General features: G+C 46.3%; 10 protein-coding genes. 6 read left to right on the top strand and 4 right to left on the bottom strand.

What is annotated here, in order from left to right; translation table 11 throughout:
* The 3 genes from QUB51_RS22690 to QUB51_RS22700 form a co-directional block, all read right to left on the bottom strand.
* On the bottom strand, window positions 1–1,656 hold the full coding sequence (locus QUB51_RS22690; protein ID WP_333052188.1) for a radical SAM protein: 1,656 nt from the start codon (window positions 1,654–1,656) through the stop codon (window positions 1–3).
* A 573-nt stretch (window positions 1,657–2,229) separates the two neighbouring features.
* Window positions 2,230–2,742: a signal peptidase II gene (gene lspA / locus QUB51_RS22695; RefSeq protein WP_333052190.1), complete on the bottom strand. Its 513-nt coding sequence runs from the start codon at window positions 2,740–2,742 to the stop codon at window positions 2,230–2,232.
* Window positions 2,743–2,940: 198 nt separating this feature from the next.
* Window positions 2,941–3,519 (bottom strand): biotin transporter BioY, encoded by a 579-nt coding sequence (locus QUB51_RS22700; protein WP_006635529.1) that lies wholly within the window; start codon window positions 3,517–3,519, stop codon window positions 2,941–2,943.
* Between the two features lie 476 nt (window positions 3,520–3,995).
* On the opposite strand from QUB51_RS22700, the gene pstS reads away from it, so the two are divergent.
* From pstS to pstB, 4 genes are all read left to right on the top strand, one after another.
* On the top strand, window positions 3,996–5,180 hold the full coding sequence (gene pstS / locus QUB51_RS22705) for a phosphate ABC transporter substrate-binding protein PstS (RefSeq protein ID WP_333263423.1): 1,185 nt from the start codon (window positions 3,996–3,998) through the stop codon (window positions 5,178–5,180).
* A 325-nt stretch (window positions 5,181–5,505) separates the two neighbouring features.
* Window positions 5,506–6,462, top strand: coding sequence for a phosphate ABC transporter permease subunit PstC (pstC, locus tag QUB51_RS22710; RefSeq protein WP_333052197.1), 957 nt, complete (start codon window positions 5,506–5,508; stop codon window positions 6,460–6,462).
* Window positions 6,463–6,496: 34 nt separating this feature from the next.
* Window positions 6,497–7,390: a phosphate ABC transporter permease PstA gene (gene pstA / locus QUB51_RS22715; RefSeq protein WP_333263426.1), complete on the top strand. Its 894-nt coding sequence runs from the start codon at window positions 6,497–6,499 to the stop codon at window positions 7,388–7,390.
* A 137-nt stretch (window positions 7,391–7,527) separates the two neighbouring features.
* The gene (gene pstB, locus QUB51_RS22720) at window positions 7,528–8,328 is read left to right on the top strand and encodes a phosphate ABC transporter ATP-binding protein PstB (RefSeq protein ID WP_333052302.1); all 801 of its coding nucleotides are present in this window, start codon (window positions 7,528–7,530) and stop codon (window positions 8,326–8,328) included.
* A 364-nt stretch (window positions 8,329–8,692) separates the two neighbouring features.
* On the opposite strand, the gene QUB51_RS30470 is transcribed toward pstB, so the two are convergent.
* A complete protein-coding gene (locus tag QUB51_RS30470) occupies window positions 8,693–8,956 on the bottom strand; it encodes an NblA/ycf18 family protein (protein ID WP_445242989.1) in 264 nt (87 codons plus the stop codon).
* 135 nt (window positions 8,957–9,091) lie between these two features.
* On the opposite strand from QUB51_RS30470, the gene QUB51_RS22730 reads away from it, so the two are divergent.
* Both QUB51_RS22730 and QUB51_RS22735 read left to right on the top strand, forming a co-directional pair.
* Window positions 9,092–9,688, top strand: coding sequence for a phycobiliprotein lyase (locus QUB51_RS22730; protein WP_333052203.1), 597 nt, complete (start codon window positions 9,092–9,094; stop codon window positions 9,686–9,688).
* Window positions 9,689–10,015: 327 nt separating this feature from the next.
* Window positions 10,016–10,774, top strand: a complete 759-nt coding sequence (locus QUB51_RS22735; RefSeq protein ID WP_333052205.1) for a phycobilisome rod-core linker polypeptide — start codon at window positions 10,016–10,018, stop codon at window positions 10,772–10,774.
* The last annotated feature ends 408 nt before the right edge of the window (window positions 10,775–11,182 follow it).

Genomic DNA, 11,182 nt, shown 5'->3' on the forward strand with positions numbered 1-11,182 from the left:
CTAAACGCGACTTAGTGAATTCTCACATTCTTGATTTGGCTGTCGTGTTGTATGACTCATCGCCTCAGCCAAATGCTTCTTCAAAGTCGCCTCCGGTAGCGGTCCTTTTAAATGACTCCAAGGCAAAACCTGCTCCAATTCCCACTCTTGAAAAACATAAAAATTCATCTCCGGCAACTGTCCCCGCAACTCCTTAAACGCCCGCCGATAACTGCCCAAAGTATCGCCGTAATGCCGCACTAATTCCAACAGCCGAGACAACCGCCGATCGCCCTTTGACAACAACCCCTGAATCACCGACCAGTTATAGCTTTCAGGTCTAAATTCTAAACCCAACTTCCGCAATTCTTTATCTAAAAACTTCAGCCTCTTCTCCGCATCTTTATTCACTCCAAACCACTGAAAAGGAGTGTGAGATTTCGGGACAAAAGTGCTGCATCCCAGAGTCAACCGCAAACCGGGAACAGCTTTTCTAATCGCCCGCATCATCGCCACCGTCTCCTCTAAATCCTCCATTTCTTCGCCGGGAATTCCCGCCATCCCGTAAAGTTTAATTCCCTTTAATCCGCCAGCCTTAGCATTGATAGCAGCTTGAATAATTTCGTCATTTGTGAGTTTTTTGTTAACGATTTTGCGGAGGCGATCGCTCCCGCTTTCCACCGCAATCGTCACAGATTTGCTGTCTCTGTTTGTCAATATTTCGGCTAGCTTAACTGTCACAGTATTCGTCCTTACCGAAGAAAGACTCAACCGCACGCCGTCGTATTTCGGATGATTCAAATGATCCAGCAACGCTTCAAATTCCGGGTGCTGAGTCACCGAAGCACCCAACAAACCCAAACGATTAGTCACAGCTAAACCCCGATCGATCGCCGGAATTAACGAATCCTCCAAACTCGCAGTTCTAAACGGCAAAGTCAGATAACTTGCCAAACAAAAACGGCACATTTCTGGACAACTACGAACCACTTCCACCATGTAAATATTTTCCCAAGCAGCTTTTTCTGTCACCACAGTGGAAGCAGATAAAGTATTGCCGCGGTACGTCTGTTTTTCAACCATACTGGGAATTCCCGAATCGACAGGATGAATCGATTTAATCCCCTCAGCCGCATCCAGATAAGTTACTTCGTACAAACTGGGGACGTAAACTCCCGGAACTTGGGCTAAATGCCGCAATTTAGTTTGTCTGTCGGCGCTACGGACTTCTTTATAAGCATCAATAAAATTGTCAATGAGATGTTCGCCATCTCCCAGCAAAATCACATCAAAAAAATCGGCAAAAGGTTCTGGATTCGCCGTGAAAACCGGGCCACCCCCGAAGACGATCGGATGATTATCAGTTCGTCGTGACGCCCAAATCGGAATTTCTAGAGATTCCAATAAATTTAGAATATTTACATAGTCTAGTTCCCAAGAAAGCGAAAATCCCAGTAATTCTGGATTTCGGGGAAGTTGTTCGCTGATATCAGTAAATAAACGACTGACTTCAATATCCGATCGCACAGCCAAAGTGGCCCACACTATCTGATAGCCGAGACTGGTAATACCCACCGTGTACTCGTTGGGAAAAGCAAAAATAGTCGGGATAGCATCAGCATCGGGGGTTGCTGGGGCAAATAGTAAGCGTTCTTGGGCAAATGGATTAGGATTCATCCGATTTTAGATTTTAGATTTTAGATTTTAGATTAAGCTGTTGTGCATTTAAATAGAATGTCAAAAAACAATCTAATTCTTGTGGGGTGGGCGTCTCGCCCGCCCTGAATATGCAATTTAAATGCGTGACAGCTTAGGGAATTTATCCCACGGATAAATCCGGGAGTTTGTGACCAAATTGCTTTTGATCGCGGGCAAGTTTAGCCTTAGCAATAAAAAATCTAATTATAGCTCATAAATGACTCTAACCTGAAGTTGACACCTGTACCTTCTGGTAACAGACAACTGACAAATGACCGAAAACAATTGGTTGCGAGGCCGCCGGATTCATCAGCGGATAAGGAATGAGAATTAAATAACTTCCACTCTTGAAAGTGGGATGGGCGTCCCGCCCGTCATGAGTGGACGGGCGGGACGCCCATCCCACAAGAACAATTAAAATTGTAAGTTATTTAATTCGCGAGCCTAAGCAAAAAAAGCTCGGCATCCCATAAACCTGAGAACGGTACAGCCCGTGGGTGGTTAATCGAAAATCGAAAATCGAAAATCGAAAATCGATTGACTTGTTGAAAGTTAGTCTGAAATAGAATCGCGATCGTCCTGACTTTTCGGAGTCGGCGGTGCACTGTGAAAAGTTGCAATCAGCAAACAGATAATCCCAGCATTAATAAACACATCGGCTAGATTAAATACGGGGAACCGAATGATCCGAAAATCGATAAAATCTACAACATGGCCCGAAACAAATCGATCGATCCCATTCCCTAGTGCTCCCCCCAAAATCAAACCGTAGCCAGCTTGTTCCCAGCGGTTAATTCGCGGCCCGAACCAAGCCAGCACCATCAATCCCACACTAACGGCCAAAGACAGCCACCGCAACCAAATCGCCCCGCCATTGCTGAACAGACTAAAAGCCGCACCGGTATTAACAACATAAGTGAAGTGAAACACTCCGGGTAACAGCGGCTGCGTCTGCGGAGGAACCGTCAATTCAAAATTTTGCACCACCCAAAACTTAGCCAGGTGGTCTAAAACTAAACTGATAACAGCAGCAACCCAGAACAAGGGATTTCTTTTAAAACGCATGAATTAAGCAATAGAAAATGGGGCATCGGGCATGAGAGAATTTACTCCAATCTCACGTGTCATTATGAGCAGAATGCAGTGCAGGAAAGCAATCCCAGCCGCAGCGCGATGACTCTCTCGTTGGGCAATGTATAGTATAACCTTATTTGACACAACAACCAATCCCCGATTACCAATTCCCAATTCCCAATTACCCAATCAATAAAACATCAAGCGGCGCAAAGTAAATGACAACACTGCGATCGCACAAACTACCGCCAATTGTCCCGGCAGAGGATAAACCGAATATTTAAGAATCTCATCGAATAAAGGTGTTTTTTTTGCTGGAGGCAGCCAGTAAGTAAAAATTAGATAAATTAAGCCGATCGCGTGAACTGTGAACAAACCGCACAAACAGCTAAAAGCCATAGATTCCAGCCGCGAAGCCACCTTAAAAGCCACCCAGCCGCACACCCAAGCACCAGGCACAAAACCCAGCAAATACCCAAAACTCGCTTCTTTGAGATAGCCGATGCCGCCGCCTTGAGAAAAAACTGGCCACAAAGTTAATCCTAATGCCAAATAGGCAATTTGCGAGAGAGCCGCAGCATTTTTTCCCCCCATGCAGCCTACTAGCAAAACGGCTCCAATTTGATAGGTAACACCTAAAGAGTACGCCTGAAGTCCTCGATCGTCCCACAACCCAATCGGGATTGTGACAGATGCAGGCAAAAAAGTGCCTCCTATCGTCAGGAGCAAACCAATAACAGCCCAGATTAATTCAATAGGAGCAGGCATTATAGCAGAAGAAAGAAGGAAGACCGAAGTTGCAATCGACCGTTTATGTTTGTGCAATTAAGAACGTCCTCACCGTCAGGGCGGTTGCTATATCATCAAACAGCATTCCTCAGAATGTATTTGTCAGATGCAAGCTTCAATGCCCGCAGCTTTTAAATTCTTAATCCTAGCACTACTATCAAAATAACCACCATTGTATGGTTTTCTGGTTCTCAAGCTTCGATCTTGTGATAATTTAATGGAGAATTTTTCGCGATCCTCTTCGAGGGCTTCGCTAACGGGCGATCGACTGGTTTCCGTACAAATCTATCTTGCCTATATCTCATGAAATCACAATTGTCAAGATCATCTCTTAATTAATAATATTAATTAATATTAAATTGCCATTAAATGTAAAGATTCTTAACCTAACCTTTACTTTTGCGCGCTATGCTGATGCGGGACACCCATATAACGATCGCAGATTTTTTATACCTATGCTTTTTCGTCTCAACTTGATTAATCCAAACCGTCTGACTACAGCAATTTCCGCTATGGCGATCGCCCTGAGTGTAGCAGCTTGCGGCGGCGGCACAACCACAAGCAGCAGTCCCAGCCCCGGCGACACCGCAGCATCCCCCGGCGCATCCCCCGTTGCAGCCACCGGCACAACACCAAACACCAAACTCGCCCTAGCCTCAGACGTAGCCCTGACGGGTGCCGGCGCGTCATTCCCAGCACCCCTGTACCAGCGCTGGTTTCAAGATTTCAACACAGCCAATCCCAAATTACAGATCAATTATCAGTCAGTGGGCAGCGGTGCCGGAGTCGAACAGTTTACCAAAGGTACGGTAGACTTTGGAGCCAGCGACACCGCCATGAGTGACGAGGAAATTGGGAAGGTGCCAGCGGACAAAGGCGTGCTCTTGCTGCCGATGTCGGCTGGCAGCATCGTGATCGCCTACAACCTGCCAGACGTACCCGAACTGAAGTTGCCAAGAGCCGTTTACACAGATATCTTCTTGGGGAACATCACCAAGTGGAACGACCCCAAAATTGCAGCAGCTAACCCAGGCGCTAAACTGCCAGACCAAAATATCACAGTTGTACACCGTTCTGACGGCAGTGGTACGACAGACGTATTCACAAAACACCTCAGCGCCATCAGTCCAGAATGGAAAGAAAAAGTAGGGGAAGGCAAGACAGTAGAGTGGCCTTCTGCCGGTAAGATTGGTGGCAAGGGGAATGAAGGTGTGACAGCTTCTATTCAACAAACCGTTGGCGCTATAGGCTACATTGAGTACGGCTACGCCAAGAACAACAATATCAAGTTTGCTGCCCTGGAGAATAAAGCCGGCAATTTTGTAGTCTACAACGACGCAGCGGGGGCCAAAACCCTTGAAGCAGTGGTACTACCGGAGAATCTGCGGGCGTTCATTCCCGATCCGGAAGGGGCAGAGTCCTATCCTATTGTTAGCTACACTTGGATGCTCATCCCCAAAACAGTTGCTGACCCCAACAAAGCCAAAGCAATCGAGGCCATGATTGAATACGGCTTGAATGAAGGTCAAAAGGTCAGCCCTGAATTGGGCTACGTTCCTCTGCCCCAAAACGTTAAAGAAAAAGTAGCAGCGGCCGCCGACGGCATCAGCCCCGACTACAAAATTGAGGTGGCCAAATAGTAATTGTTGACTGTTGACTGTTGACTGTTGACTGTTGGAAAAAAGGGGAAAGAAAAAAGCAAGAGAGATATTTGTGTAGGGGCGGGTTCACCGACAATAATTGCCTAAAATCAATAATCCGATCGACCCGCCCCACCCAACGGTAAATCGCCATTTACCTCTTTGAAAATACAATGGTCAGGTTTTACCCGAAATAATTGTTGAAATGTCAGGGGATTAATAAACCCGCCCCTCTTTGATTTTATTTATGGTCTTTCTTTCTGCTTCTTTCTAGCTTTTTCCGAAACAGACTATTTTCCGCTACTATATATTTGGTTTTTTTTCTATGATTTCAGACAATCACAGCGCTCAATCACAGAGCAGATCGCGCTCTGGGGCAGAAAAATCCTTAGACCAAGGCTTTATCTGGCTGACTCGGATTTTGGGAATAGGAGTTGGTGTAATTTTGCTGCTAATCGCCCTCACCGTTGGTTACAGGGCTTTACCGGCGATTCAAGAGTACGGTTTGGGATTTCTATTTGGCAGTAGCTGGAATCCGGTTAAAGAAGAGTACGGTGCGCTGCCAATGATTTACGGGACGATCGTCAGTTCGGCGATCGCGCTCCTAATTGCTGTACCATTAGGAGTAGGGACTGCCATCTTCTTGAGTGAAGATTTTTTGCCGCTGCCAGTGCGTACAGCTTTAGTTTTTTTAGTAGAACTTTTAGCCGCCATTCCCAGCGTAGTCTACGGTTTGTGGGGAATTGCTGTATTGATTCCCATGATTACCACTCTCGGCAAGTTTCTCAACGGTAACTTCGGATGGCTGCCGATTTTTAGCACCTCGCCAGTTGGGCCGGGAATGTTACCAGCAGGAGTAATATTGGGAATCATGACTTTGCCCATTATTACTGCTATCTCCCGCGACTCTTTGGCAAGTCTCCCGCCCGAATTGCGGCAAGCATCTCTAGGTTTAGGAGCTACTCGCTGGACAACAATTTTTAGAGTGCTCGTACCGGCGGCTTTTTCCGGCATTGTCGGCGGAATTATGCTTGGGCTCGGTCGCGCTATGGGAGAAACAATGGCTGCAACTCTGTTAATTGGCAATTCCAATCAGTTAAGTCTTTCTGTGCTAGCTCCAGCAAATACTATTGCTTCTCTGATGGCAAATCAGTTTGCGGAAGCTTCGGGATTGCAAGTAGCAGCTCTGATGTACACTGGGCTAATTCTGTTTATTCTGACGCTGATTGTTAATATTTTGGCAGAGTGGATTGTTTCTCAAGTAAGAGCGAAGTACAACTAGAATTTTGCCCCAATTTCCTACATAGTTTTAGTTTATGTCAAATAGCGTCTCCGATGAGAATCCTTTAGTATCGAAAGCAGGCAGTTTGAAGAAGGTTAAAAACAGCCCGCAAGCGCTGTTTAATCTGGGGATGACTGTAGTGGCTGGAGCTAGTCTGGCCATCACTCTGCTGCCTTTGTTTGCCGTTCTTTCCTATGTCACCGTACAAGGTTTCAATCGCCTGAATTTAGACTTGTTTACCAAGCTGCCGCCGCCGCCCGGACTGTCGGGAGGCGGTATCGCCAATGCAATTGTCGGTACGTTAATGACCGTAGGAATTGCTTCTTTAATTGCTGTTCCTTTTGGTGTATTAGCAGCAGTTTATTTGTCGGAGTTCAGCAGCGGCCAAGTAGCTCGCTGGGTACGCTTTGCTACCAACGTCCTCAGCGGCGTTCCTTCGATTATTGCAGGGGTGTTTGCCTACGGTTTGTTCGTGGTAAATATGGGAGGTTTTTCGGCAATTGCAGGGGGTGCGGCGCTAGCTGTGCTGATGTTGCCGACGATTGTGCGGACTACTGACGAAGCTCTACAAATCGTCCCGCAAGATATTAGATGGGCGTCGGTTGGTGTGGGTGCTTCTAATTATCAGACGGTATTGCAGGTGGTTTTGCCTGCGGCAATTCCGGCTATTTTAACGGGCGTGACGCTGGCAATTGCTCGCGCTGCTGGAGAAACTGCTCCTTTGATTTTTACGGCGCTGAATTCGCCTTTTTGGCCGGCTGGATTTGATAAGCCAACTCCGAGTCTTTCGGTTTTGGTGTACAACTTTGCAACGGTTCCTTTTAAGGCACAGAAAGAATTGGCCTGGGCGGCATCTTTGATTTTGGTGATTATGGTTTTGCTGACGAGTATTCTTTCTCGCTGGGCTACTCGCCAAAAAGTTTATTGAAGGAAGAAGGGCACGACACGGATTTGGACACCGATACACGGATGAATTTAACTGTTTTTCCTTTCGTCTCCTACTTTCTGTGTCTCCCAGTCTCGCCTTCTTGTTATTTTGTAAAATTCGATTGGATAATTAGCTGTATGATGATGGATTTAGACCAGCAAACGGAAACAATTTTACGGACAGAAAATATCAATATTTTTTACGGCGCTTTTCACGCGGTTAAAAATGTTTGTATGGAGATTCCTAAAAATCGCATTACTGCTTTGATTGGGCCGTCTGGCTGCGGTAAAAGTACAATTCTGCGATGTTTTAACCGCCTCAACGATTTAGTTAACGGTTTTCGTTTAGAGGGTAGAATTGATTACTACGATCAAAATCTTTACGCTCCTGATATTGATGCTGTAGAGGTGCGCCGCAAGATTGGGATGGTATTCCAAAAGCCGAATCCTTTCCCGAAGTCGATTTATGACAATATTGCTTACGGTGCGAGGGTAAACAATTATAAGGGGGATATGGATGAGCTGGTGGAAAAATCGCTCCGCCAAGCTTATTTGTGGGATGAGGTGAAGGATAAGTTGAAGCAAAGTGGTTTTTCTCTTTCGGGTGGCCAGCAGCAGCGTTTGTGTATTGCTAGGGCGATCGCGATTAATCCTGATGTAGTGTTAATGGATGAACCTTGCGCTTCTCTTGACCCGATTTCTACGATTAAGATTGAGGAGTTGATGCGGGAACTCAAGGAGAAGTATACGATTGTGATTGTTACTCACAATATGCAGCAGGCTTCTAGGGTTTCTGACCTGACTGCTTTTTTCAATGCTAAACTTTCTGACGATGGGAAGCGGTTTGGCTATCTTGTGGAGTGTGACAAGACTGAGGTAATTTTCCAAAGTCCGAAGGAAGAGTCTACTTTAGATTATGTGAGTGGCCGTTTTGGTTGAGTCCCCGACAGGTTGAAACAATCGGGCTACAAAAACTCTCGTCTCTCTCACTTGAGACTAAAAAGATTTAATTTGCTGAGTATGGTAGCGACAAAAAAAACTGCATAAAACTTTTGTCAATTTAGAATCCCGCTTTCTTGGAGGAAGCGGGATTCTGGATTTTATGATTAAAAGCTCGATCTGAGATGTTGCACCATTCTCAATAAGCTTTTTAGGAACAGGCTTTCCGGCCTGTTCCACAAGAAAATTCACTCTTTGTGGAACAGGCCGGAAAGCCTGTTCTTGACAATGGTGCAAGATGTGAGTCGATCGTACTTTTTGCAGATACAAGCCACTGATTGTTGTGAAGAAATGCTCGAAGAGTTCACATATTCTTCATCCAATGCTTGAACAGGTTTTCTTTGACCATACTTTGCCGCATAACTTCGAGCAAGTATTCCTGAGCTTGGTCTTGGCTTAACCTTTTGACTTCTTCGCGCAGCACTTGAAGTTTGAACTGCTGTTCCATGCTGAGGTTGGTTGTAGGCATATCCATAAATCGCTCCTCCAGTTTGCTGAGATTAATGCGAAATTGATCGGAATGACCTTTCGCAGGATTTGTTGTGTCTCCTACATTGTAAACTATCATAACATTCCCTTGACAATATGTCCAAAGTAGACATTTTGAAACTAATTTGTGTCGCAAAAGTACATCAAAGTGAGGGGAGCCTTATCATAAAAAGGCGTAAAGACAGGGAAGCCTAAGCCAAAGGAGCTAGTTCGTATGGATGCCATGGAGTTTTTTCAAAGCAGTGCTGGGGAGTGGCGTTCTCAGCGCAGCACTCACCACCTCGCTTTCCGCCAAGCGGAGATTGGGGATTCAAATATTCAGGTAACGGCGCTGGGTGCGGATGACGCGCGAGTCGCCGATATTTGCAAGATGCACGAAGTCGATCCGAGCCGGGCTGCTGGGGGGGCTTTTGTGACTTGGCACGGCTCGATGGCGTGGGATAAGGATGATGAGAATCATAAAGGGTCTACGGTGTTCGCGATCGTCCCCGATCCTGAAAATCCCCGACAGGGCTTGATGTTGCGCGAACGGGGCTATGCGGAAATTGTGCCGGTGGCTGGCCGTTTTGAGATGGATGATGAGGATGGGCTGCTGCTGATTACCGAATACGAGACGATGAGTTCGATCGAGCGTTTTTGGTTTGCTAATCCGAACGTGCGGATGCGGACGAGTACCGTAAAGCGCTTTGGCGGTTTCAGCACATCGACTTTTTGTACCGAAATTCGGGTGCAACCAGACTCGGATGCAGCATCAGAACCCGCAGCCGATCAAGTGGCCGGCAGCGAGTTTTATTCGGCTCTGGGTTGGTAATTTAGTCATTAGTCATTAGTCTTTACTTTGGCTTCATTTCCAGCCTGGGCCTGGGCCTGGTGGGGTTCAGGCTCTGCCTCCGGTTAGAGTAGACGAGGCAGAGCCTCTAAAGTGGCGTTCCCAGCCAGAGACTCGAAGAGTGACTTCTAACTACTGACTACTGACTTCCCCAAAGTCAACAAATGTTACAGATTGTTGCAAAAATTCAGGAAAATCAGATTTAGATTGCGGGAATCCCCTAATCTGTATGTTGGTTAGTTGTATCCGTTTTGCTGGCAGCTCACGGTGTCAACTATTTCTGAAATTTGAGATAACGGAGATTTTAACGTGGCGCTTCCTTTATTAAGCTACGCCCCCAAGAGCCAAAACCAGCGCGTTGCTGGTTATGAAGTGGGGAGCGACGAGCAGCCGAGAATTTTCACAACTGAAAATGTGCTCTCGTCTGGAGACATGGAAAATTTGATTTGGGCTGGATATCGCCAGATTTACAGCGAACACCAAATCCTCAAGAGCAACCGCCAAACGTCTTTGGAGTCGCAACTCAAGTTCGGCCAAATTACTGTGCGGGACTTTATTCGCGGTTTGGCGACTTCTTCTCCTTTCTTGGAGCGGAATTATCAAACTAACAGCAACTACCGGTTTGTAGAAATGTGCGTGCAGCGCATTTTGGGTCGGGATGTGTACAGCGAGCGCGAAAAGATTGCTTGGTCGATCGTCGTAGCCAATAAGGGGCCTCAAGGCTTTATTGACGAGTTGGTCAATAGCGAAGAGTACCTGGATAAGTTCGGTTATGACACAATACCTTACCAGCAGCGCCGAATTTTGCCTCAGCGAGTTGGAGGGGAAACTCCTTTCAACTTGAAGACGCCCCGCTACAGCGAATACCACCGTTCGCAGCTTGGCTTCCCGCAAATCATCTGGCAAACAAGTGTCCGCCGTTTTGTTCCTCAAGAACAGCAGCCGAAAGCTGGCGATCCGTCGAACTATTTGGGTATGGCGCGCAATATGCCCATGCCTGCTACTCCGCCCCAGCGCGTGCCTCTGGCTAATATCAATATCGACACGATGGTTCCCCGTCGCCGGTAATTGATGCTGCCCTGATGCGATTATTTGTGTCGGGCGATCGACTGAATCGATCGGCTTTTAGGCTGAGAGAGTTTTGAGTCTTGAGTTTTGAGGTTTGAGTTTTTTGATAAACTTGGAATCCAAAACTCAGGGCTCATAATTTTTGGGGAAAAAAGGAAGTTCGGCAACGAGCAATCTACAGGATTTAACCGATAAATATTAGACTTGAATTGAAGCTATTCTTTGCTCTCCTATCTTGAAATGTATCTGCGTTCCTCTGCGTGCATCTGCCTTCATCGGATCGCGAATTAAATAACTTACAATTTTAATTGTTATTGTGGAAGTTATTTAACCCACATTCCGCAGATATTCAAGCAGATTTAATTTCAAAGGAATTCATAATTGCCAAAACCTCAAATGATTGCTATG

Source organism: Microcoleus sp. AT8-A3 (assembly GCF_036705675.1).
In the GTDB taxonomy this organism is placed as follows: domain Bacteria; phylum Cyanobacteriota; class Cyanobacteriia; order Cyanobacteriales; family Microcoleaceae; genus Microcoleus.

What these genes read in the sequence shown, in the direction of transcription:
- pstB (WP_333052302.1), top strand. Translation starts at nt 7,528, where the DNA reads ATGATGATGGATTTAGACCAGCAAACGGAAACAATTTTACGGACAGAA.
- QUB51_RS22730 (WP_333052203.1), top strand. Translation starts at nt 9,092, where the DNA reads ATGGATGCCATGGAGTTTTTTCAAAGCAGTGCTGGGGAGTGGCGTTCT.
- QUB51_RS30470 (WP_445242989.1), bottom strand. Translation starts at nt 8,956, where the DNA reads ATGATAGTTTACAATGTAGGAGACACAACAAATCCTGCGAAAGGTCAT.
- QUB51_RS22700 (WP_006635529.1), bottom strand. Translation starts at nt 3,519, where the DNA reads ATGCCTGCTCCTATTGAATTAATCTGGGCTGTTATTGGTTTGCTCCTG.
- QUB51_RS22690 (WP_333052188.1), bottom strand. Translation starts at nt 1,656, where the DNA reads ATGAATCCTAATCCATTTGCCCAAGAACGCTTACTATTTGCCCCAGCA.
- pstS (WP_333263423.1), top strand. Translation starts at nt 3,996, where the DNA reads ATGCTTTTTCGTCTCAACTTGATTAATCCAAACCGTCTGACTACAGCA.
- pstC (WP_333052197.1), top strand. Translation starts at nt 5,506, where the DNA reads ATGATTTCAGACAATCACAGCGCTCAATCACAGAGCAGATCGCGCTCT.
- lspA (WP_333052190.1), bottom strand. Translation starts at nt 2,742, where the DNA reads ATGCGTTTTAAAAGAAATCCCTTGTTCTGGGTTGCTGCTGTTATCAGT.
- pstA (WP_333263426.1), top strand. Translation starts at nt 6,497, where the DNA reads ATGTCAAATAGCGTCTCCGATGAGAATCCTTTAGTATCGAAAGCAGGC.